Below are 21,128 nucleotides of genomic sequence, written 5' to 3'. Positions count from 1 at the left end.
CCGAACAACTTCTCACCTGACACACACATGACAAATGGAAACCGCCTGGCTGCCGTGGACTTAGGGTCCAACAGCTTCAGGCTCGAAATCGGGCGGGTAGACCACGGCGAATTTCAACGCACCGAGTACCTCAAAGAGACCGTGCGCCAAGGCGGCGGCCTCGACGAAGACCGCAACCTCACACCGGCTGCCATGCAGGCGGGTTGGGAATGCCTGGCCCGCTTCGGCGAGCGCCTGGCCGGCTTCAAGCCGCATGAGGTCAAGGCAGTCGCCACCCAAACCCTGCGCGAGGCCCGCAACCGCGATGTGTTTTTAGAGAAGGCCAACGCAGTACTGGGCTTTCCGATCGACGTCATTTCCGGCCGTGAAGAGGCCCGGCTGATCTACCAAGGCGTTGCGCACATGCTGCCGGTGACCACAGAGCGCCGCTTGGTGATCGATGTGGGCGGCCGCTCGACCGAGCTGATTTTGGGGCAAGGCCTGACGCCCGGCACCATGGAGTCGTACCGGGTCGGCAGCATTGCCTGGTCCAAACGGTATTTCCCGGACGGCCAATTCACCGCCAAGGCGTTCGAGATTGCAGAGGTCGCGGCCAAAGCGGTCCTCGATGAGGCGTTTGATGCCTATCACCCCGACCTCTGGGACACGGCCTACGGCTCTGCGGGCACCGTCAGCGCTATCGGCGATGTGCTGGTTGCGGCCGGCTGGCCCGAGGGTGTATTGACACAAGAGGGTCTGGACTGGTTGCTCGAACGCCTGATTGCCGCCCAAAGCGCGGACCGTGTCCGCATGCCCGGCATGCGGGAAGACCGCCGCGCCATCATCGGCGGCGGCCTGAGCGTGATGCGGGCGATTTTCAGCCTGCTGGGCATTACCGAAATGCAACAAGCCAGCGGCGGCCTGCGCCACGGCCTGATTTGCGACCTTACCGGCGGTGCCCGCGACTATGGCGACTTGCGCACTAAGAGCGTGCAGCGGCTGGCCACCAAGTTTTCCGTGGACTTGGTGCAAAGCGCGCGGGTCAGCAAAGTGGCAACACACCTGCTCAAACAAGTACTGGGCACCTATGAAACCACAGACCCCGACCGCTTGATGCGCAAGCTGGGTTGGGCGGCTGAGCTCCATGAAATTGGCAGCCATATTGCCCACAGCGACTACCACAAGCACGGCGCCTACATTTTGGACAACGCAGACGCTGCAGGCTTCTCGCTTTCAGAAATGCACCGCCTGAGCTTGCTGGTGCTGGGGCACCGGGGCAAATTGCGCAAGCTGGAATCGGTGCTAAGCCAAGACGACCTGGTGTTGCAACTGATTTGCCTGCGCCTGGCAGTGATTTTGTGCCATGCGCGGCGGGACCCCGACCTGAAAGGCATGGCGCTCACCACCGGCCCGCAAGGCACACACCGCCTGCATCTGGCCTGCCGCACCAGCTGGGCGGTCGCTTACCCTCAAAGTGCGCACCTTTTGCGGGAAGAAGAGCTGGCGTGGCAAAAGGCCCCCTGGACCCTGCATATCAGCGGGATTTAAGCCAGCACCGTTTCGTGTAACCCGGTGGGAGACAACTTGGCATCATGCTTGGCCATGGCCGCCAAGTTCGCCACATCTTCCGCACGGGTGAACTGATGGCCATCGACCACCACCGCACCGATCGACAAGGTGGTGCATGGGAAAAAGCGGCGCACGCCGTGCCTGTCTTCGGCTTCAATGCCCCCCGCCTGACGCGCGTTTTCATCAAACAAGGCGCGGGCACGCTCTCCAAACTCGGCGACCAAGCGCTCACAGCGAGCGCGCCAGTCTTCGCTTTGGAACAGCAAAATGAAGTCGTCACCGCCCACATGGCCCAAAAAGTCGCGCTGGGCATCGCACTGCTCCATGGCAATGCGCGCCAGAAGACGGATCATCTCGTCGCCCCGCCAGTACCCGTAATAGTCGTTATAAGGCTTGAAATGGTTCAGATCGGCATAACACGCCACAAAGCACGCCTGCTTTTTCAACAGGCGCTCGATGTGCTGGGTAATGGGGATGTTGCCCGGTAAAAACGTCAGGGGGTTGGCGTGGCGGGCTGCCTCGATCCGAGTCTCGGTGACCGACCGGACCAGCTGGTCGCCGGTGCCGATCCCCACATAGCGGCCATTGTCTGTAGCAATGAATCCGTCACTCAGGTAGCGCTGATCCTGCGAGGTCAGAATGCCAACCAACTCGTCCACGCTGTGTTCACGCTCAATCAGGCGGGGCTCCATGTTGGCATGCACCACACAAGGCTTGCGACCCCACACCTCACGGTAATAGAGCTTGCTGTATTCATTCATGAAGTGCGCGCGGTTGATGATGCCCACCGGGCGCTCCCCTTCCACCACCGCGACCGCGTGCAAGGTGCTGTTGTCCAGAAAAATACGGGCCAGCGTGTCATTGTGGGTTTCGGGGCTCACCGTGGGTGCGCGCACCAGCGACAGGCTGCGCAAATGCCCGCCTTGCGACAAGCGACCCAGCTCCGGAAACACTGCCACCTGGCGCTCTTGCAACACCTGCTTGGGCAGTGCCGGCAGCCACTGCAGGGGCACAGCATCCGGCCGGCCGAGAAAATAGCCTTGGCCGTACTCGATGCCCACATCGCGCAACACCCGCAGGTCCTCTGCCGTTTCTATCCCCTCAGCTACCAGGGCGGTACCAAAGATGGTGGCAATGTGTTGCAGGGCCTGAATGGTTTTGAGCTTGTCACCGTGGGCGCTGATATTGCGGGTGAAGTACTTGTCGATCTTCACCACCTCGGGCTTGATCTGCGACCAGAGCCGCAAGCTGGAGCGGCCATCCCCGAAATCATCCAATGCCAAAGCTAAACCAGCGGCGCGGACCTCTTGCACCACCTCTGCGAGACGGTCCATGTTGTCGACCCGCTCGTGCTCGGTGATCTCGAGCACCAGCATACGGGGCGTGACATGGAAGTCCTGGATCCAGTCCAGCAGCCCCTGCTGGCCGCGTCCCTCGTAAGCGGTAATCAGGGCTTCCGCGCTGACGTTCACAAACAAGCGACCCGCCGTTTGCATGCGCCCCCACGAGCGCAGGGTGGCTCTGACACAGGCTGTTTCGAACGCGTAGCCCAGGCCCTCCTCGTCTGCGGCGCGCAGCAAGGCATCCGGGGTGTGAAGCGCGGTGCCTTGCGGGCCGCGTATCAAGGCTTCATGGGCGTACACCGACCCATCGTCGAGTTTGACGATGGGTTGAAAAACCGGGTACAGCGACTTGTTCTGCAATACCGCCTCGAGGGGTCTTGGCCCGCTACTTTTAGGCACACTGCCCTGAACCAATCTCAAAGGAATTGATGACATGGCGAGCTTCCAAACGACAAAAAGGGACGCCAGTTTGCCCAGCCAACGTGACATCTGGATGACACAAATCTACAAGAATAAAAACGGTATAAACTATATATACCGTTTAACAAAAAGGAGAAATTTTTATGTCCAATACCGCGACCCCCACCCCTGAAACCACCGTGGTAGCTGCCGCCCCTGCTACCACAACGCCCGCGCCGAGCGCAGCCACAGCGACCAAAACCGCTGCAAGCAAGCCTGCCGCCAAAGCCGTGCCACAAGCCAAGAGCAAGGTAGCCGCGAAGTCCGTGGCCAAACCTGCAGCACCGGCACCTGTGGCCACCAGCGAAAAGCCAAGCCCCGCTGCCAAGGCCGCAAAACCTGCCAAAAAGGCTGAAACAAAACCAGCTGCCAAACCAGCCGCCAAGCCTGTAGCCAAAGTAGCACCGAAAGCCGCAGCGAAGCCCGCAGAAAAAGCCAAAAGCGCAGCCACCAAACCTGCAGTGAAAGCCGCAGCGAAGCCAGCCGCCAAGCCCGCAGCCAAGACCATCGCCAAGCCTGCTGCAAAAACGGTGACCAAGCCGGTCGCAGCCAAGGTCGAGAAAGCGAAGAAGCCAAAGATGGTGCGCGACAGCTTCACCATCCCCAAAAATGAATACGATGTGCTCGCCGCCTTGAAGGTGCGCGCCGCCAAAATGGGTTTGCCAGTGAAAAAGACCGAATTGGTCCGCGCCGGCATGAAGGCGATTGCCGCATTCACCGATGCCGCGCTCAAGGCCGCTCTGGCTGCAGTACCCAGCCTGAAAACAGGCCGCCCTGCCAAAGGCAAGAAGGCCTGATGTTGGGCCTCCTCGCGGAGGCTCTACAACACCTCGGGCGACTGTACCGTGACCACCACGGTTTGCCCGATGCCATCGCGTTCGCGGTAGCGTAGCCACCAGAGTGCGCCCTTCTTCACGGCGCACTCGCTCTCGCTCAAGCCCAGCAGCTTGGAAATGGTTTGCCCCAACGTCGGTTGGTGGCCAACGACAACCATGCAGCCTTTGGCATTCGGCCACTGCACCAGCCCCAACAAATCATCCACCCCGCTCAGCGGGGCCAATGCCGCATGGGTTTTGAATTTACGTTGCAGGGCCTTGGCGGTTTGCTCAGTGCGCAATGCTGGACTCGCCCAAATCTTGGCCCCTTCGGGCAACTGCCGGTCCAGCCAAGCAGCCATGCGAGCGGCTTGCTTCTCCCCTTTACCGGTAAGTGAGCGCAACATGTCGTCGCCCACCATCTCTACGTCAATGGCCTCTGCGTGCCGCCACAAAATCAAGTCCATGGCTTGGTTCTCCCGTAGCGTTTTTCAAAGCGGCCGTAGCGCTCCATCAGGGCCCGTTGGGCCCCATGGGCGACCTGATGCTCTTTGGGGGCGACATGCGCATACGCGCCGTCTGCGCCCATGTCCCAGGCATCGATACCGTCGTGCAGATAGGCCACCAGGCACTCGTCCACCAGGCGCTGGCGCAAGCCGGCATCGGTAACCGGCCAAGCCAGCTCCACGCGCCGGACCATGTTGCGGTTCATCCAGTCTGCGCTGGAGAGGTACAGCTCGTCGGCCTCTTCCAGACGGAAGTAAAACACCCGCGAATGCTCGAGCAAGCGCCCGATCACCGAGCGCACGCGGATGTTGTCGGTGTACCCCGGCACTTGCGCGGGCAGCACACAGGCTCCGCGCACGATCAAATCGATCTTGACGCCCTGCTGCCCCGCAGCAATCAGGCTGCGGACCAAAGCCTCGTCGGTCAGGGAGTTCATTTTGGCCACGATACGGGTGTCTTTGCCCGCCTCTGCGGCGCGGCCCAGCGCATCGATTTTGGCAATCAAATTGCGATGCAAATGGAACGGAGCCATCCACAAATGGCGCATGCGCGGCAGCTTGCTCTGGCTGGCCAAGTGCACAAACACCTGGTCCATTTCCGCCGTGATGCCGGCATCCGCCGTCAGGTGGCTGATGTCGGTGTAGAGCTTGGCTGTGCGCGGGTTGTAGTTGCCGGTAGAAAGATGCCCATAGCGCTTGAGCGACTTGCCCTCGCGCCGGGTGATCAGCATCATCTTGGCGTGGGTCTTGAGGCCCACCACCCCGTACACCACTTGCGCGCCGATGGACTCGAGCATCTCCGCCCAGTTGATGTTGGCCTCTTCGTCAAAGCGGGCCTTGAGCTCCACCACCACGGTGACCTCTTTGCCCCTGCGCACCGCCTCGCGCAGCAACTCCATCAACTCGGAGTCGGCACCGGTGCGATAGATCGTCTGTTTGATAGCGAGTACCTTGGGGTCGTGCACCGCCTGCCGCAAAAAGGACAAGACGCCGTCAAAACTCTCATAGGGCTGGTGGATCAGGATGTCGCGCTCTTGCAGCTGCTCAAACACCGAACGGCCGGGGTGCATCTGCACCGGAAAGTTCGGCACATAGGGCACAAAGCACAGGTCCGGCCGGTTCACCAAATCAATCAGCTGCGTCAAGCGCACGAGATTGACCGGGCCATGCACCCGGTACAAAGACCGCGCGGGCAGCCCGAACTGCTTGAGCAAAAACTCTGACAAATACTCCGAGCAGCCCGCAGACACTTCGAGGCGGACCGCCTGCCCGTAATGCCGGTGCTCCAGCCCTTGGCGCAAGGCCATGCGCAGGTTCTGCACGTCGTCTTCATCGACCGCCAGATCCGAGTGCCGTGTGACGCGGAACTGCGAAAACTGCCACACCTCACGGCCACTAAACAGCTCAGCCAAGTGCGCGCGGATCACGCTGGACAAGGACACAAACAAGGCCTTGCCGCCGGCCAGTTTGTCCGGGAGGCGTATCAGCCTCGGCAGCACCCGGGGCACCTTCACGATGGCGATATCGTTCTCGCGGCCGAAGGCATCTTTGCCCTTGAGTCGCACAATAAAGTTGAGCGATTTGTTGGCCACCTGCGGGAACGGGTGAGACGGATCCAACCCCACCGGAATCAACAGAGGGCGCACTTCTTTTTCAAAGTACTGCTGTACCCAGGCCCGTTGTGCGGCGTTGCGCTCCCCGTGCGACAAGATGTGGATACCCAAGGCTTCAAACGCCGGCATCAGTTGCTCGTTGTACAGCGTGTACTGCCGCTCCACCAACTTGTGCAGGGCGAGGGCCAGGCGCTCGAAGCTGGCCACCGAGTACTGGCCCTTGCTGTCTTTGGCCTGTGCAGCGCTCAAATGCGGCTCAGCCCGCACCTCAAAAAATTCGTCGAGGTTGCTGGACACAATGCACAGAAAACGCAAGCGCTCCAAGAGCGGCACGTCTTCGCGCACCGCCCAGTCCAACACCCGCTCATTGAATGCCAACAGGCTGAGATCCCGGTCCAGCAGGCGAGGGTCAGCCAGGGAGGCTCGATCCTGAAAAGATGTCCACATAAAGTCTCAATGATGACGTATCGATGTCAGATTCTTGACTGCGCAGATGACGCATTTATGACATTCTGCTCCACGGTACGCACGGTCTGGAACGACGCGCCCGGGCGGGCTGGCACCAAGTGGCCTGCGAACATCAAACTGGCATAGGACCAGCTGAATTGCATGGCGCGTTGGCGGGCCTCGTGGCGCGGCACACTGAGTGCACGGTACCACGCTTTGTGCAGGTCAGAATCGGTCACACCGCCCTCGGCCGGCACGCCAATCACCTCGGTCGGGCCCTCTACCGGATAGGCCGCCACCGGGGTCCCAGAGGCCATGGATTCGAGCATGACCAGGCCAAAGGTCTCGTGCTGACTCGGCATTACAAAGACATCCGCGGCGGCATACACCTGCGCCAACTCGGCCCGCGGCAACACCCCCAGCCAACGGACCGTGGGGTAGCGCTCGCGCAAGTCTTTTTCTAGCGGCCCGACGCCGCAGACAACTTTGGTACCGGGGACATCCAGCTTCAAAAAAGCCTCGATGTTTTTCTCGTAAGACGCCCGCCCCACAAATAGCGATACCGGCCGCGCCAAGGCACCCCACGCCGGGTAAGGCTGCGGCGTCTCAGCGTACTGAAACAAACGGGTGTCGACCCCGTGGGTCCAGCTGCGCAGGCGGCCAAAACCCTTGCCATGCAGCAGGCGCAGCATGCTCGAAGTCGGCACCATTACCCCGGACGAAGGTTTGTGAAAGTGCCTGAACAGCGCGTAGCCGATCCACAGCGGGATATGCAAGGCCGCCTTCAATATCTCGGGGAAACGCGTGTGATACGCGGTGGTGAACGCCAGCTGGTGCTTGCGGCAGTAACTGCGCGCAGCCCAGCCCAAGGGCCCCTCGGTCGCCAAATGAATTGCATCCGCGCCCGAGGCATCCAGCAAAGCCACCAGGGTTTTGCCCGGACGCACCGCAATGTCGATCCCCGCATAGCCGGGGCACGGGCGGGTGCGAAACAGGCCGGGGTGAATCACTTGCACGGCGTGGCCCAGTGCCTCGAGTTCGCGCACCAATTCAACAAGCGTCGTGACCACGCCATTGACCTGCGGCAGCCACGCATCGGTCACCAGTACCAGTTTCATGCGTGGGTTTCCTGCAAAGAGGCGGGCAGCAAGGCGGCTGCTGGTTGTGCAGGCTGGGTTCCCCAGTGCACCAGCTCCAGGTGGCCATCGAGGTGCTCGACCAGGGCGGTGCGGCTCTCCACCCAATCGCCATCGTTGCAATACAGGGTGCCGTCGATGGTGCGCATTTCGGCGCGGTGGATATGGCCGCACACCACTCCGTCGTGGCCGCGGTTGCGGGCCTCTTGGGCGACCGCTTTTTCAAAGTCGGTCACGTAATTCAGCGCCATCTTGACCTTGTGTTTGAGGTAGGCCGAGAGCGACCAGTAAGGCAGCCCCAGCCGGGCGCGGAAGTTGTTCAAGTGGCGGTTCATCCGTAGGGTGAATTCGTAGGCGTAGTCGCCGGTGTAGGCCAGCCACTTGGCGCGCTGGATCACGGCGTCAAAGTAGTCGCCATGGGTGACCCACAGCCTGCGGCCGTCGGCGGTGGTGTGCACCGTGTCGTCGTGCACCTCAATGCCACCGAACTGCTGCCCGACAAAGGCACGGGCAAACTCGTCATGGTTGCCGGGGATAAACACCACACGGCAGCCTTTGCGGGCGCGGCGCAGCAGCTTCTGCACCACGTCGTTGTGGGCTTGCGGCCAGAACCAGCGGCGGCGAAGTTGCCAGCCGTCGATGATGTCGCCCACTAGGTACAGGTGGTCGCTGGGATGGTGCTTCAAAAAGTCCAGCAGCGGCTTGGCCTGGCAACCCGCGGTGCCGAGATGGATGTCGGACACAAACACCGCGCGGTAACGGCGGTGGCCTACATCGTCATCGGTGTCAGGGCCTTCGGCGCCTGTCACCAATCCGTGGATGTTGGCTCCCATGGCGTCGAAGGTGCTGCGCATCATGCCCCCAGAAAGTGCTTGCGGTAACGGGCCGGCAGGTCGGCAATGCGCATGAGCATCGGCAGATCGGCGGTGTTGAAATCCGGGTCCCAGGCGGGAGCGCCCAGCACTTTGGCGCCCAAGCGCAGGTAGCCCTTGATGAGCGCCGGTGGCTCCACATCGAGGGTGCTGTCGAGCTGGTCGATCGGCAGTGGCAGGCGCGGGCGCACATGGAAGTCAATCGGTGCCAGGTGCGTGGCCTGCACTTGGCGCCAGATGCTGGCCGCCACATCACCACTGACCACACCGTTGTGCAGCATCGGGATGCTGGCGCAGCCGATCATGGTGTCGAGCTGGTTGCGCACCATGAACTCAGCCAAAGCGCCCCACAGCGCCATGATCACGCCGCCATGGCGGTGATCCGGGTGCACACAGCTGCGCCCCAGCTCGACCATGCGCTCACGCAAAGAGCGCAGGCGGGTCAAATCGAACTCGGTGTCGCTATAAAAGCTGCCCACGCGCTTGGCCTGGGTCGGCGTGAGCACCCGGTAGGTGCCAATCACCTGGCCGGTGGCCTGGTCGCGCACCAGCAAATGCTCGCAGTAGTTGTCAAACAAATCGACATCGTGGCCGGGCAATGGGGTGTTCAAGCGGGCGCCCATTTCACCGGCAAACACATCAAACCGCAGGCGTTGGGCCGCGCGCACTTCATCCTGGTGGCGCGCCCACTGCACTTCAATGCCGGAGGCCGAGCGCTCTTGCGGCGCAGCGCTGCGGATGACCAGCGGGGCGACAGGCGACATCACTGCCGCAATGGCAGGGGCCTGAATGGTGGGGGAAGCGAGGGTGGGTGTCGTCTGGGCGGCAGCGAGGTGTGTCATTGTTCTCCCCTTCTGTGAGTGCGGTTTCAATGAGCCTGAAGTGTGGAAAACCGCCGTGACCCGACCGTGGCAGTTGCATGAAGTTTTCGTGACATGCCACCCGCCACGGCTTTTAGTTCAATATTTCAAGTAATATTGAAATATGAACCAAGCCACCGAAACTACTGCCGACGAAGCCCTGACCCTGAAGGCCTTGACCGCCCTCGCCCAAGCCCAGCGCTTGCGCATCTTCAAAGCATTGGTGGTTGCCGGGCAAGACGGCTTGACGCCCGGCGTGCTGGCTGAGCAACTCGGCTCCACACCCAGCGGCCTGTCGTTTCACCTCAAAGAGCTGGCCCACTCCGGCCTGATTGACAGCGAACAGCGCGGCCGCAACCTGATCTACCGCGCCAACTTCGCCCGGATGAACGGGGTGCTGGCCTACCTGACTGAGCACTGCTGCCAAGGCACTAGCTGCGAAGTGAGCACCACAGCCGGTGCTTGCACCACCTGCTAGCAGAATCGGCACCAAATCGACCTCTAGCGCCAATAGATATTGCGCAAGTAGCTACTAAATTCATAGCAAAAACTTCACATCACTTTCTACTCACCAAGGAACCCACCATGTCTGCCAAACCCATCAATGTGCTCTTTTTGTGTACCCACAACTCCGCCCGCAGCATCCTGGCTGAGGCTACGCTCACCCACATCGGTGGCGGCCGCTTTCAAGGTTTCTCGGCGGGCAGCAGCCCGCGCGAGAACCAGCAACCCAACCCCATCGGCCTGCAAACCCTGCGCAATGCCGGTATCAGCACCGAGGGCCTGCGCAGCAAAAGCTGGGACGAATTCGCCCTGCCCGACGCACCGCATATGGATTTGATCATCACCGTGTGCGACAACGCCGCCGGCGAAGTCTGCCCCTTCTGGCCCGGCAAACCCGCCACCGCCCACTGGGGCTATGCCGACCCCTCTGCCGGGGATGGCAGCGACGAACAGAAGGCCGAAGCCTTCAAACACACCCTGCACGCCATCCGCCGCCGCCTGGACCTGCTGGTCAACCTGCCGGAAGAGAAGCTCGATGCCATGGTGCTCCAGCGCACGGCCAAGGAGTTGGCAGCAGCATGAGCGAACCGACTCCACTGCCCAAGCAACTGCTTGCAGAGTTCGCAGGCACCGCCGCCCTGCTCTGCGCCGTCATAGGCTCCGGCATCATGGCCCAGCGCATCAGCGGTGGTAACGACGGCGTGGCACTCTTGGCCAACACCCTGGCCACCGTGTTCGCGCTTTACGTGCTGATCGAAAGCCTGGGCCCCATCAGCGGCGCGCACTTCAACCCGCTGGTTACCCTGGTGATGTGGTCAAAAGGGCAGCTAGCCCAGACAAATGCTGCGCAAGCAGCTACGCTTTTTATAGCAGCCCAACTCTCCGGCGCCGTAGCAGGGGCCGCGCTTGCCAACGCCATGTTTGAGTTGCCCCTGCTGCATTTCAGCCAACACCTGCGCGGCGGCTGGGACGCTGCCGGCCAGTTCACCGGCTGGGGCCAGTGGGTGGCAGAAGCCGTGGCCACCGGCGGGCTGCTGTTCACCATCCTGCGCGCACCCGAGGGCAAAGCGCCCGCGCTGGTGGCCTGCTACATCGGCGCAGCCTACTGGTTCACCGCCAGCACCTCGTTTGCCAACCCGGCGGCCGTCATGGGCCGCATGTTTAGCGACACTTTTGCCGGCATCGCCCCGGCCAGTGCGCTCGGCTTTGTGCTGGCGCAAACCGTAGGCGCTGCGCTGGGCGTAGGCTTGGCCCAAGCACTTTCCCCCAAAAAGACCTCTGTATGACCATCACCATTTTTCACAACCCCGCCTGCGGCACCTCGCGCAATACACTGGCCATAATCCGCAACAGCGGCGTGGAGCCCACGGTCGTTGAGTACCTGAAAACCCCGCCCACCAAAGCCCGCCTGCAAGAGTTGCTGGCCGCTATGGGCACCGGCCCCCGTGAGCTGCTGCGCGAAAAAGGCACGCCCTTTGCCGAGCTGGATCTTGCTAATGAAAAGTGGACCGACGACGAGCTGCTGGACTTCATGTTGGCCCACCCCATCCTTATCAACCGCCCCGTGGTGGAAACGCCCCTGGGCACCCGCCTGTGCCGCCCCTCCGAGCTGGTGCTGGACATCCTGCCCAACGCGCAGCAAGCCGCCTTCACCAAAGAAGACGGCGAAGCGGTGGTAAATGACAAGGGCCAACGTGTCTGATTTGCTGAACACCCTGCCCCAGCTGGAGGCCGCGCACTTCCGACTGCCGGATGCCGCCGCGCTGCGCCCGGCACCCTCCACCCATGCGCCGCGCATTGCGCTGCTCTACGGCTCGCTGCGGCCCCGGTCCTTCAGCCGGCTCCTGACTGAAGAAGCGGCCCGCCTGCTGCAGGCCATGGGCGCCGAGACCCGCATCTTCAACCCCAGCGGCCTGCCCCTGCCCGACGACGCACCCGACACCCACCCCAAGGTGCAAGAGCTGCGCGAGTTGACACAGTGGAGCGAGGGCATGGTCTGGACATCGCCCGAGCGGCACGGCGCCATGACCGGCATCATGAAAGCGCAGATCGACTGGATACCGCTCAACAGCGGCGCGGTGCGTCCCACCCAGGGCAAAACGCTAGCGGTGATGCAGGTGAGCGGCGGCTCGCAAAGCTTTAACGCGGTCAACCAGATGCGTGTGCTCGGCCGCTGGATGCGCATGGTCACCATCCCCAACCAAAGCTCGGTCGCCAAGGCCTTCATGGAATTCGGCGACGACGACCGCATGAAGCCCTCTGCCTACTTTGACCGCGTGGTCGATGTGATGGAAGAGCTGATGAAGTTCACCCTGCTCACCCGCGATGCTTCCAACTACCTGGTGGACCGCTACTCAGAACGCAAAGAGAGCGCTGAGCAACTGATGAAGCGGGTGAATCAGCGTAGCCTGTAAACCATGAACCCACTCGAACTCCTGCAGCATCCCACCCGCCACCTATTCTTCACCGGCAAAGGCGGCGTGGGTAAAACCTCGCTGTCCACCGCTTGTGCCATCGCACTTGCCGACAGCGGCAAAAAGGTGCTGCTGGTGAGCACCGATGCTGCCAGCAACCTGGACGAGATGCTGGGGATCACGCTGGCCAACACGCCGGTGGCTGTGCCCGGTGTGAAAGGCTTATCGGTGCTCAACATCGACCCCGACAACGCGGCCCAAAGCTACCGCGCGCGGGTGCTGGCGCAGATGGACCCGGCCAGTACCGAGGCCGAGCGCAGCCAGGTGCAAGAGCAGTTGTCCGGTGCCTGCACCACCGAGATTGCCGCGTTTGACGAATTCGCCAACCTACTCAGCGGGGATGCGGCGGGCTATGACCACGTGGTGTTTGACACCGCGCCCACTGGTCACACCCTGCGCCTCTTGAGCCTGCCCAAAGCATGGACCGGCTTTCTGGCGGATAACGATCGCGGCGCGTCCTGCCTCGGGCCGCACTCGGGCCTGAAGATGCAAGAGGCTCGCTTTGCCCAAGCCCTGCAGACCCTGAGCGACCCGGTGCAGACCACCGTGGTGCTGGTCACGCGGCCGGATGTAGGCGCCATTGCGGAAGCCGCGCGCACCTCGCTGGAGCTACAAGACTTGGGGCTGCACAACCAGCGACTGGCTATCAACGGCGTGTTCTATGCCAGTGTGGCGGGCGATGCGGTCGCTACTGCTTTTGAAGCACTGGGCGCCCAAGCCCTGGCCGCCATGCCCGTGCACTTGCAGGCCTTGCCGCAAGACCGCATTGCCCTGCGGGCGTTTGACACCGTGGGCCTGTCTGCTCTTCGCGCACTGCTGTCTACCAAAGAACCAGTAGCTCAGGTGCAACCCGCAGTGGCGCATGCTGGCATCCACCCTACCCATACCCTCTCCGCACTGACCGACGCACTAGCTACCCAGGGCCGCGGGCTGATCATGGTCATGGGCAAGGGCGGCGTGGGAAAAACCACCATCGCGGCTGCCATCGCTGCGGGCTTGGTGCAACGTGGTCACTCGGTGCACCTGAGCACCACCGACCCCGCCGACCATCTGCAAGTGACGGTGGATGGCAGCCTGCCCGGTCTGAAGGTGGACCGCATAGACCCCAAGGCCGAGACTGAAAAGTACATCGCCAAAGTGATGGCGGCCAAGTCCCCGGGCTTGGATGCTGAGGGCATTGCCCTGCTGCGCGAAGATTTGCAGTCGCCCTGCACGGAAGAGGTGGCCGTGTTCCATGCGTTCTCGCGTATCGTGAGTGAGGCGCGCAGTGCCTTCGTGGTACTGGACACTGCGCCCACCGGCCACAGCCTGCTGCTGATGGACGCCACCGGCGCTTATCACCGCCAGATGCTGCGTGAGTACGGCGACGCCAACCCCGGCCGCTTGGTCACTCCGCTGATGCGCCTGCAAGACCCCGACCACACCAAGATCGTGCTGGTCACGCTGCCCGAAATCACGCCCGTGTCGCAAGTGGCCGCACTGCAGGACGACCTGCGCCGCGCCAAGATTGAGCCCTATGCGTGGGTCATCAACAAAAGCATGGCCGCAGCAGGCACACGCGATCCGCTGTTGGCAGCACGACTGGCCGGGGAAGTAAAACAGATGGCCCGGATTGCCCACGGTCTGTCACAGCACAGCTATGTCGTGCCCTGGATGGCTGAGCGGCCGGTGGGCCTTGCTGCGCTGGGGTCCTTGACTACGCTATAAAAAGAGTAGCTGCTCGCGCATATTCCACGAGCGCTAGAGGGAGTTCTTACTCAAAAATTGGCAGCCACCTTGCGGAAACCCAGCCGCTTCAAACGCAGCGCTGCCGCACAAGCCAGTGTCACCCCGAGCAGCACTTCCGCCCAGATCGTGAGGTTAGTTGCCAGCGTGTGCTCCGAGCAAAGGCCCAGGGTGTAGTGCAGCAGGCCGTCTACGCCCAGCAAGCCATAGGCAACCAATAGAACAGCTGCCCACCGAGACCAGCCCAGCCGGCTGGCAATCAAGGACAGGCCACCCACCGCAGCTACTGCCAACCAGGCCAGGTACACCGACTCCCGCGTCATCCACACCGGCAAGCCGGGATAGAAGGCGATGTATTCCGCGTTGTGCGCGAAGTGCGTGAGGCTGGCGAGGGTGTAAAGGGCAAACAGCAGGTTCATAAAACTCATTCGAGTCGCCTCAAGTGCGAAATGACTTGAAGCTTGCGCACGATGGTGTGACATGCCCAAACACCCATGGCACCAAATGCAATGGCGAGCCACGGTGAAGACAGGCTGGAATTATTTGGATAGTCCAAGTAGAGGCGATAGAAAACCAAAGAGGCGAAAAAAGCAAAAGCAAGACTCACATAGTCAGCGATTCGTACCGGTGAAAAAACCAGTGTCCCGTCGCGAGAGTCCCGCCAACCAAGAACTGTGTTGGACCCTTGTGCTTTCAGGGGCCGTTCGAGGAAGGCGATGACCGTCATACCGGAATACACCTCTTGCCACCCTGGCACTACCCAGTTGTGCAAACGTCCATCTGACAGCTTGAAAGAAATGTACGTCCAACGACTAAAACGAAATGCGTCTTTGGTGACTCGAACGACCTCATGAATCGTGACACGCTCAGCCCGCAAGTTTGATACTCCGTCAGTGGTCTTTGTTCGTGATGACCTTGTCACCCCTGCGAGGCTTGCCCGCGCGACCGGCTTTGGACCAGTCGTAGTCCTGGCCGTCCGGGGTTTTGCCGTCCACCACGGCGTCCACGCCCTGCTTGCCCACGTTCTGCGGGTTCTCGCTGGCCATGGTCACAAAGGTGTAGCCGGCATCCCGCTTTTCTTTGGTGATTTGCAGGGCGTGCACCAGGTCTGCGGTTTCTGCACCGTGGGATTGACCTTCGGTGTCGGTCCAGTAGATTTTGAACATGGGGAGCCCTCGTCAATTCAGCGCTTGGCTGCTCAGTCCAGCCACTTTTGCATGAAGCCGGCCTGCCCCATGGCGGGGTCCAGTTCGTAGTAGGCAAAACCCACGCGGCGATACAACTTTTCGGCGCCGGTGTTGCCCGACAGCACTTCCAGCGTGAGCTTGCAGGCGCCGCGCTCGCGAGCGATGGTCTCGGCCAAGGCCAACATCTGTTCACCGATGCGCTGGCCGCGGTAACCCGCCAGCACCGCCACATCGTGCACATTGACCAGCGGTTTGCACTTGAAGGTGGAAAAACCTTCGATGCAATTCACCAAACCCACGGGGACCGAGTCGTCTGCAGAGGCAAACGCCAGCACGCTGTAGGCCTGCGGGCGCGCGGCCAGCGAGGACACCAAGTGCGCTTTGGCAAAGTCGCTCAAGGGCTCGCCACCGCCCATGGGGTCGCTGGCATAGGCGTCCAGCAGCATGACCAAGGCGGCCGCATGCACCGGGTTGGCGTAGTCCGCCTGCGTCACTCGAAGGGCTGTGCTCATCGCCTCAGACTTTCAAAGTGTCGGCAATGCGCTGCGCGCAGCTTTGCGCCATGGTGGCATCGCGGGCTTCCACCATCACGCGCACCAAAGGCTCAGTGCCGCTGGCGCGGATGAGCACGCGGCCGCTGTCGCCCAGTGCAGCTTCGGCGGCCTTGGTTTCATCGGCCATGCGGGTGTTGCTCTTCCAATCCTGGCCAGGCGTCAAACGCACATTGATCAGGGTCTGCGGAAACAGCGTGACGCCGGCCAACAGCTCGGCCATGGTTTTGCCGCTGCGGACACAGGCTTGCAGTACCTGCAGGGCAGACACCAAGCCATCGCCGGTGGTGTGCTTGTCCAGCGCCAGCAGGTGTCCCGAGCCTTCACCGCCCAAGATCCACTTGTGCTTTTCCAGCTCTTCGAGCACGTAACGGTCGCCCACCTTGGCACGCACAAACTGCACGCCGCGGGACTTGAGGGCGACTTCCACCGCCATGTTGGTCATCAGGGTACCGACCACGCCGGGCACATGCTCGTCACGGCCCAAGCGGTCATCGGCCATCAGGTACAGCAGCTCGTCCCCGTTGTAGAGGCGGCCATCGGCATCCACCAGTTGCAGGCGGTCAGCGTCGCCGTCCAGCGCGATGCCGAAGTCGGCCTTGTGCTCTTGGACCGCCTTCACCAGCGCTTCGGGGTGGGTGGCGCCCACACCTTTGTTGATGTTCAGGCCATCGGGCGTGCAGCCGATCGCAATGACTTCAGCGCCCAACTCGTGAAACACCTTGGGTGCAATGTGATATGCCGCGCCGTGTGCGGCATCGACCACGAGCTTCATGCCCTTCAGGGTCAGGTCGTTGGCAAAGGTGCTTTTGCAAAACTCGATGTAGCGGCCGGCAGCGTCTTCCAAGCGGCGGGTTTTGCCCAGACTGGCGGAGTCCACCCACACCGGGGGTTTCTCGAGTTCCGCCTCAACAGCAAGCTCCCAAGCGTCGGGCAACTTGCTGCCTTTGGCGTTGAAGAACTTGATGCCGTTGTCTGCAAACGGGTTGTGGCTGGCGCTGATAACAACTCCCAAGGACGCGCGCTGGGCGCGGGTCAGGTAGGCCACCCCCGGGGTGGGCAGCGGGCCCAGCAGCACCACGTCGACCCCTGCTGAGTTAAAGCCACTTTCCAGGGCACTTTCCAGCATGTAGCCGGAAATCCGGGTGTCCTTGCCGATGAGCACCGTGGGGCGCGCCTCGGTTTCTTTTAGCACATGGCCCACTGCATGCGCGAGGCGCAACACGAAGTCGGGGGTAATGGGCGCTTGACCCACTGTGCCGCGAATGCCGTCAGTGCCGAAATATCTTCTTCCCATAGGTTCTTTCTGTTGGTTTTGTATTTGATGAATCAGCCACCGGCAAACCCCAGTGAGGAATGCCAGTGAAAAATGAACGGACTAGCTGCCGAGGTCCCGGGCTGGCGCCTGAGGAACCTGCTCTGCCTGCATGGCAGCCAGCACCCGGAGTCCGCTGATGGTCTCGCGCACATCATGCACCCGCACCACATGCGCGCCGTTTTGGACTGCCAGCACCGCCGCCGTCACGCTAGGTGCAAGGCGCTGTTCGATACCGAGCCCCGCCCCGTGCGGCGAAGCAGTTTGGGTCACTGCTACGAGGGACGATTTGCGCGACCAACCCGCCAACACCGCATAGCCCTGTGGCACGGCCTCCGCCTGGCGTGCGAGCAGTGAAAAATTCTGGGCTACTGTCTTGCCGAAGCCTATGCCCGGGTCGAGACAAATCCGCGTCGAATCGACTCCCAGCCCTTTTAAATCATGCGCGAGCTGCTGCAAAAATGAGAGCACCTGGGGAACGACATCACCCACCATCGGCGCCGACTGCATGGTCTGCGGATCACGGTGCATGTGCATCAGGCACACCCCGCAGTTCGGGTGAGCCACCACCACGTCTTGTCCGGTCTTGCCGCTCGTGTCGCCACGCCAACGCAAAGCCCACACATCGTTGATGATGTCTGCACCCAAGTCCAACGCTGCCTGCATCACCGCTGGCTTGTAGGTATCCACCGACACCGGCACACCCAAAGTCACTGCATGGCGGATGACCGGCAATACCCGGGCAAGCTCTTCCTCCAAGCTCACCGGTGGCGCGCCCGGGCGGGTGGACTCGCCGCCGATATCGAGAATATCCGCCCCTTCCCGGAGCAACGCTTCGCAGTGCGCCATGGCTGCAGAGCTGGTGGCATGCTGACCACCATCCGAAAACGAATCCGGAGTGACGTTGACAATCCCCATGACACGGGGACGGCTGAGGTCAATCGAAAAGCGGGAGGTCTGCCAATGCATAGAACACCATTATCCCCAATGAAAACAGGGCCCGAGGGCCCTGTTTTTCACACAAACGCGATTTAGTTACGCCGCGTTTGGCGCTGGTTCTGCAGCAACTGCTGCCGCACCACCGCCACCGCCGCTGTTGGGCGGCGTGCGAGGGGTCCAGTCCTTCGGTGGACGGGGCTCGCGGCCGGCCATGATGTCGTCCAGCTGGTCGCTGTCGATGGTTTCCCACTCCAGCAAGGCCTTGGCCATCGCATGCATCTTGTCTTGGTTGTCTTCAATCAGCTTGCGTGCCAGGGTGTATTGCTGGTCGATGATGCGGCGCACCTCAGAGTCCACCTTTTGCATGGTTTGCTCGCTCATGCTGGTGGTCTTGGTTACGCTGCGACCCAAGAAGACTTCGCCTTCGTTCTCGGCATACACCATAGGGCCCAGGGCGTCGGTCATACCGTAGCGGGTCACCATGTCACGGGCGATCGAGGTAGCGCGCTCAAAGTCGTTCGACGCGCCGGTGGTCATTTGATTCATGAACACTTCTTCTGCGATACGGCCACCGAACAGCATGCTAATTTGATTCAGCATGAACTCGCTGTCATACGAGTAGCGGTCTTGTGAAGGCAGGCTCATGGTCACACCCAAAGCACGGCCACGGGGAATGATGGTCACTTTGTGCACCGGATCGCACTTGGGCAGCATTTTGCCGATCAGTGCGTGGCCGGCTTCGTGGTAGGCCGTGTTCTTGCGCTCTTCCTCGGGCATGACCATGGACTTGCGCTCAGGCCCCATGATGATCTTGTCCTTGGCCTTCTCGAAGTCCTGCATGTCGACCAAGCGCGCATTGCGGCGAGCTGCCATCAGGGCTGCTTCGTTGCACAGGTTTGCCAGATCGGCACCACTCATGCCGGGAGTGCCACGGGCGATCACGCTGGCACTCACGTCCTGGCCCAAGGGCACTTTACGCATGTGCACGTTCAGGATCTGTTCACGGCCACGGATATCGGGCAGTGTCACGTAGACCTGACGGTCGAAACGGCCGGGGCGCAGCAAAGCGGCGTCCAGAATGTCAGGGCGGTTGGTAGCGGCCACCACGATCACGCCGACATTGGTCTCAAAGCCGTCCATCTCCACCAGCATCTGGTTCAGAGTTTGCTCGCGCTCGTCATTGCCACCGCCCAAGCCGGCACCACGTTGGCGGCCGACGGCGTCAATTTCATCAATAAAGATGATGCATGGCGCGTTCTTTTTGGCGTTTTCGAACATGTCGCGCACCCGAGATGCACCCACGCCCACAAACATTTCGACAAAGTCAGAACCGGAGATACTGAAGAACGGCACCTTGGCTTCGCCGGCAATCGACTTGGCTAACAGCGTTTTACCGGTACCGGGAGGGCCCACCAGCAGCAAACCACGGGGAATACGGCCACCGAGCTTTTGAAACTTGCTGGGGTCCTTCAAGAAGTCAACCACTTCCTTCACTTCTTCTTTGGCTTCATCACAACCCGCCACATCGGCAAAGGTCACGGTGTTGGTGTTCTCGTCGAGCAAACGGGCTTTGCTCTTGCCGAAGCTGAACGCTCCGCCCTTGCCGCCGCCCTGCATTTGGCGCATGAAGTACACCCACACGCCGATCAACAGCAACATAGGGCCCCAGCTGACCAGCAAAGTCATGAGCAAGGAGCCTTCTTCGCGGGGCTTGACATCGAATTTGACGTTGTTGGCGATCAGATCGCCAACTAGGCCGCGATCGAGATAAGTCGCTGTCGTGCGGACTTTGCGGTCATCAGAGGTGATGGCCAGAATTTCTGTACCGCCCTGCCCCTCTTGGATGATGGCGCTTTTGATCTGGTTGTTGCGGACCTGCTCCAGGAAGTCGGAATAGCCGACCATGCCAGACGCAGAGGCGCGCGAATCAAATTGCTTGAACACGGTGAACAGCACCAAGGCGATCACCAACCAAACTGCAACTTTAGAAAACCACTGATTATTCAAGCGAAGCTCCATTCAGGACGCGAGGGCCCTTGCCCCGCATACATGGCAACCATTTTAGGCCTTTCAAGGATGTCGCATACTTTTTTGCTTGCGGACATCCATAGAAATAGCATGGGTTTGATCAACTAAGTCTCAAAAGCCCTTCAGGCCCATCCCAATCAGGAAGGTTTCAGAAGACCGGTCCCTTGATGCTTTGGGTTTCAAGGGCTTCACAGTGACAAAGGCCTCCTTGAACTTTTGCACCACGGCGTTGTAGCTCCCGCCATGGAACACTTTGGCGACGAGTGCGCCTTGGGGTTTCATGTGGTTTTGGGCAAATTCGATGGCCAGTTCAACGAGGTACTCAATGCGGGCTGCGTCTGCAGATGAAATGCCCGACAGGTTGGGCGCCATGTCCGAGACCACCAGATCCGCCTTGTGCCCGCCCAGCGCGGCCTCCAGTTGCGTCAAAGTTTCGGCCTCCCGGAAATCGCCTTGAATAAAGGTCACCCCTTCAATCGGCTCCATGGGCAGCAGGTCCAGGCCGATCAAGGTGCCGTTCAGGGCCCCTGCCGCCGCCCCCTGAGGGGACATGCGCCGCCGTAGGTACTGGCTCCAGGCACCGGGGGTGCACCCCAAATCCACCACCAACTGCCCCGGTTTGACCAAGTGCAGGGTTTCATCAATCTCTTTGAGCTTGTAGGCAGCGCGCGCGCGGTAGCCCTCTTTGTTGGCCAATTTCACATAGGGGTCGTTAATATGGTCGTGTAACCACGCTTTATTGACCTTTTTGTTGCCGGCCTTGTTATCGGGCTTGTTACTTTTGCTCTGCGTTTTCATTGCGTTGA

General features: G+C 61.2%; 22 protein-coding genes. 8 read left to right on the top strand and 14 right to left on the bottom strand.

The genetic code is table 11. The features are described from left to right. The first annotated feature begins 27 nt into the window (after nt 1-27). A complete protein-coding gene (locus tag RAE19_RS16060) occupies nt 28-1,527 on the top strand; it encodes a Ppx/GppA phosphatase family protein (RefSeq protein WP_313875823.1) in 1,500 nt (499 codons plus the stop codon). On the opposite strand, the gene RAE19_RS16055 is transcribed toward RAE19_RS16060, so the two are convergent. After that, on the bottom strand, nt 1,524-3,326 hold the full coding sequence (locus RAE19_RS16055; RefSeq protein WP_313875822.1) for a phosphodiesterase: 1,803 nt from the start codon (nt 3,324-3,326) through the stop codon (nt 1,524-1,526). The genes RAE19_RS16060 and RAE19_RS16055 overlap by 4 nt on opposite strands. A 128-nt stretch (nt 3,327-3,454) precedes the next feature. Between RAE19_RS16055 and RAE19_RS16050 the strand changes: the two genes are divergently transcribed. Continuing rightward, the gene (locus tag RAE19_RS16050) at nt 3,455-4,147 is read left to right on the top strand and encodes a hypothetical protein (RefSeq protein WP_313875821.1); all 693 of its coding nucleotides are present in this window, start codon (nt 3,455-3,457) and stop codon (nt 4,145-4,147) included. Between the two features lie 23 nt (nt 4,148-4,170). Here the strand turns inward: RAE19_RS16050 and RAE19_RS16045 are convergent, their stop codons facing one another. Genes RAE19_RS16045 through RAE19_RS16025 form a run of 5 tightly spaced genes read right to left on the bottom strand, consistent with a single transcriptional unit; the run spans nt 4,171 to nt 9,503 of the window. Further along, on the bottom strand, nt 4,171-4,632 hold the full coding sequence (locus RAE19_RS16045; RefSeq protein WP_313875820.1) for a SixA phosphatase family protein: 462 nt from the start codon (nt 4,630-4,632) through the stop codon (nt 4,171-4,173). Continuing rightward, nucleotides 4,623-6,731, bottom strand: a complete 2,109-nt coding sequence (ppk1, locus tag RAE19_RS16040) for a polyphosphate kinase 1 (protein ID WP_313875819.1) — start codon at nt 6,729-6,731, stop codon at nt 4,623-4,625. The genes RAE19_RS16045 and ppk1 overlap by 10 nt, the downstream gene beginning before the upstream one ends. Before the next feature lie 26 nt (nt 6,732-6,757). Beyond that, nucleotides 6,758-7,849: a glycosyltransferase family 4 protein gene (locus RAE19_RS16035; RefSeq protein WP_313875818.1), complete on the bottom strand. Its 1,092-nt coding sequence runs from the start codon at nt 7,847-7,849 to the stop codon at nt 6,758-6,760. Next, complete coding sequence (locus RAE19_RS16030; RefSeq protein ID WP_313876260.1) at nt 7,846-8,721, bottom strand: UDP-2,3-diacylglucosamine diphosphatase; 876 nt, start codon at nt 8,719-8,721, stop codon at nt 7,846-7,848. Before RAE19_RS16030 ends, RAE19_RS16035 begins: the two co-directional genes overlap by 4 nt. Next, nucleotides 8,721-9,503, bottom strand: a complete 783-nt coding sequence (locus RAE19_RS16025; protein ID WP_313876259.1) for a GNAT family N-acetyltransferase — start codon at nt 9,501-9,503, stop codon at nt 8,721-8,723. The genes RAE19_RS16030 and RAE19_RS16025 overlap by 1 nt, the downstream gene beginning before the upstream one ends. A gap of 220 nt (nt 9,504-9,723) precedes the next feature. Between RAE19_RS16025 and RAE19_RS16020 the strand changes: the two genes are divergently transcribed. The 6 genes from RAE19_RS16020 (at nt 9,724) to arsA (ending at nt 14,284) form a co-directional block, all read left to right on the top strand. After that, nucleotides 9,724-10,077, top strand: coding sequence for an ArsR/SmtB family transcription factor (locus tag RAE19_RS16020; RefSeq protein WP_313875817.1), 354 nt, complete (start codon nt 9,724-9,726; stop codon nt 10,075-10,077). A 107-nt stretch (nt 10,078-10,184) separates the two neighbouring features. After that, entirely contained in the window at nt 10,185-10,685 is a 501-nt protein-coding gene (locus tag RAE19_RS16015) for an arsenate reductase ArsC (protein WP_313875816.1), read from the top strand. Then, the gene (locus RAE19_RS16010; RefSeq protein WP_313875815.1) at nt 10,682-11,389 is read left to right on the top strand and encodes an MIP/aquaporin family protein; all 708 of its coding nucleotides are present in this window, start codon (nt 10,682-10,684) and stop codon (nt 11,387-11,389) included. Before RAE19_RS16015 ends, RAE19_RS16010 begins: the two co-directional genes overlap by 4 nt. Beyond that, complete coding sequence (arsC, locus tag RAE19_RS16005) at nt 11,386-11,805, top strand: arsenate reductase (glutaredoxin) (RefSeq protein WP_313875814.1); 420 nt, start codon at nt 11,386-11,388, stop codon at nt 11,803-11,805. Before RAE19_RS16010 ends, arsC begins: the two co-directional genes overlap by 4 nt. Further along, complete coding sequence (gene arsH, locus RAE19_RS16000) at nt 11,783-12,517, top strand: arsenical resistance protein ArsH (protein WP_313875813.1); 735 nt, start codon at nt 11,783-11,785, stop codon at nt 12,515-12,517. The genes arsC and arsH overlap by 23 nt, the downstream gene beginning before the upstream one ends. Before the next feature lie 3 nt (nt 12,518-12,520). Continuing rightward, entirely contained in the window at nt 12,521-14,284 is a 1,764-nt protein-coding gene (gene arsA, locus RAE19_RS15995; protein WP_313875812.1) for an arsenical pump-driving ATPase, read from the top strand. A 50-nt stretch (nt 14,285-14,334) separates the two neighbouring features. On the opposite strand, the gene RAE19_RS15990 is transcribed toward arsA, so the two are convergent. The 8 genes from RAE19_RS15990 to RAE19_RS15955 form a co-directional block, all read right to left on the bottom strand. Further along, complete coding sequence (locus tag RAE19_RS15990; protein ID WP_313875811.1) at nt 14,335-14,730, bottom strand: hypothetical protein; 396 nt, start codon at nt 14,728-14,730, stop codon at nt 14,335-14,337. Then, nucleotides 14,727-15,029, bottom strand: coding sequence for a hypothetical protein (locus tag RAE19_RS15985; protein ID WP_313875810.1), 303 nt, complete (start codon nt 15,027-15,029; stop codon nt 14,727-14,729). The genes RAE19_RS15990 and RAE19_RS15985 overlap by 4 nt, the downstream gene beginning before the upstream one ends. Before the next feature lie 163 nt (nt 15,030-15,192). Then, the gene (locus RAE19_RS15980; protein ID WP_313875809.1) at nt 15,193-15,468 is read right to left on the bottom strand and encodes a hypothetical protein; all 276 of its coding nucleotides are present in this window, start codon (nt 15,466-15,468) and stop codon (nt 15,193-15,195) included. Between the two features lie 32 nt (nt 15,469-15,500). After that, a complete protein-coding gene (locus RAE19_RS15975) occupies nt 15,501-16,001 on the bottom strand; it encodes a GNAT family N-acetyltransferase (RefSeq protein ID WP_313875808.1) in 501 nt (166 codons plus the stop codon). Between the two features lie 4 nt (nt 16,002-16,005). Next, entirely contained in the window at nt 16,006-17,337 is a 1,332-nt protein-coding gene (glmM, locus tag RAE19_RS15970) for a phosphoglucosamine mutase (protein WP_313875807.1), read from the bottom strand. A gap of 81 nt (nt 17,338-17,418) precedes the next feature. After that, nucleotides 17,419-18,324 carry a dihydropteroate synthase gene (folP, locus tag RAE19_RS15965; protein WP_313875806.1) on the bottom strand — a complete coding sequence of 302 codons (906 nt, stop codon included), beginning with the start codon at nt 18,322-18,324 and terminating at the stop codon, nt 17,419-17,421. Nucleotides 18,325-18,390: 66 nt separating this feature from the next. Continuing rightward, the gene (gene ftsH, locus RAE19_RS15960) at nt 18,391-20,301 is read right to left on the bottom strand and encodes an ATP-dependent zinc metalloprotease FtsH (RefSeq protein WP_313875805.1); all 1,911 of its coding nucleotides are present in this window, start codon (nt 20,299-20,301) and stop codon (nt 18,391-18,393) included. A 132-nt stretch (nt 20,302-20,433) separates the two neighbouring features. Next, nucleotides 20,434-21,120 carry an RlmE family RNA methyltransferase gene (locus RAE19_RS15955; RefSeq protein WP_313876258.1) on the bottom strand — a complete coding sequence of 229 codons (687 nt, stop codon included), beginning with the start codon at nt 21,118-21,120 and terminating at the stop codon, nt 20,434-20,436. Between the last annotated feature and the right edge of the window lie 8 nt (nt 21,121-21,128).

It is taken from the genome of Rhodoferax potami, assembly GCF_032193805.1.
GTDB lineage: Bacteria > Pseudomonadota > Gammaproteobacteria > Burkholderiales > Burkholderiaceae_C > Allorhodoferax > Allorhodoferax potami_A.
The sequence above is the reverse complement of the archived record's forward strand: the minus strand, read 5'-3'. Positions and strand labels throughout refer to the sequence as shown.

Coding starts and splice junctions, on each gene's coding strand:
- RAE19_RS16045 (WP_313875820.1), bottom strand. CDS start 4,632: ATGGACTTGATTTTGTGGCGGCACGCAGAGGCCATTGACGTAGAGATG.
- RAE19_RS15990 (WP_313875811.1), bottom strand. CDS start 14,730: ATGAGTTTTATGAACCTGCTGTTTGCCCTTTACACCCTCGCCAGCCTC.
- RAE19_RS16015 (WP_313875816.1), top strand. CDS start 10,185: ATGTCTGCCAAACCCATCAATGTGCTCTTTTTGTGTACCCACAACTCC.
- RAE19_RS16030 (WP_313876260.1), bottom strand. CDS start 8,721: ATGCGCAGCACCTTCGACGCCATGGGAGCCAACATCCACGGATTGGTG.
- arsH (WP_313875813.1), top strand. CDS start 11,783: ATGACAAGGGCCAACGTGTCTGATTTGCTGAACACCCTGCCCCAGCTG.
- folP (WP_313875806.1), bottom strand. CDS start 18,324: ATGCATTGGCAGACCTCCCGCTTTTCGATTGACCTCAGCCGTCCCCGT.
- RAE19_RS16050 (WP_313875821.1), top strand. CDS start 3,455: ATGTCCAATACCGCGACCCCCACCCCTGAAACCACCGTGGTAGCTGCC.
- RAE19_RS16055 (WP_313875822.1), bottom strand. CDS start 3,326: ATGTCATCAATTCCTTTGAGATTGGTTCAGGGCAGTGTGCCTAAAAGT.
- glmM (WP_313875807.1), bottom strand. CDS start 17,337: ATGGGAAGAAGATATTTCGGCACTGACGGCATTCGCGGCACAGTGGGT.
- RAE19_RS16035 (WP_313875818.1), bottom strand. CDS start 7,849: ATGAAACTGGTACTGGTGACCGATGCGTGGCTGCCGCAGGTCAATGGC.
- RAE19_RS16010 (WP_313875815.1), top strand. CDS start 10,682: ATGAGCGAACCGACTCCACTGCCCAAGCAACTGCTTGCAGAGTTCGCA.
- RAE19_RS15985 (WP_313875810.1), bottom strand. CDS start 15,029: ATGACGGTCATCGCCTTCCTCGAACGGCCCCTGAAAGCACAAGGGTCC.
- RAE19_RS15980 (WP_313875809.1), bottom strand. CDS start 15,468: ATGTTCAAAATCTACTGGACCGACACCGAAGGTCAATCCCACGGTGCA.
- ppk1 (WP_313875819.1), bottom strand. CDS start 6,731: ATGTGGACATCTTTTCAGGATCGAGCCTCCCTGGCTGACCCTCGCCTG.
- RAE19_RS16025 (WP_313876259.1), bottom strand. CDS start 9,503: ATGTCGCCTGTCGCCCCGCTGGTCATCCGCAGCGCTGCGCCGCAAGAG.
- arsA (WP_313875812.1), top strand. CDS start 12,521: ATGAACCCACTCGAACTCCTGCAGCATCCCACCCGCCACCTATTCTTC.
- RAE19_RS16020 (WP_313875817.1), top strand. CDS start 9,724: ATGAACCAAGCCACCGAAACTACTGCCGACGAAGCCCTGACCCTGAAG.
- RAE19_RS15975 (WP_313875808.1), bottom strand. CDS start 16,001: ATGAGCACAGCCCTTCGAGTGACGCAGGCGGACTACGCCAACCCGGTG.
- RAE19_RS16060 (WP_313875823.1), top strand. CDS start 28: ATGACAAATGGAAACCGCCTGGCTGCCGTGGACTTAGGGTCCAACAGC.
- RAE19_RS15955 (WP_313876258.1), bottom strand. CDS start 21,120: ATGAAAACGCAGAGCAAAAGTAACAAGCCCGATAACAAGGCCGGCAAC.
- arsC (WP_313875814.1), top strand. CDS start 11,386: ATGACCATCACCATTTTTCACAACCCCGCCTGCGGCACCTCGCGCAAT.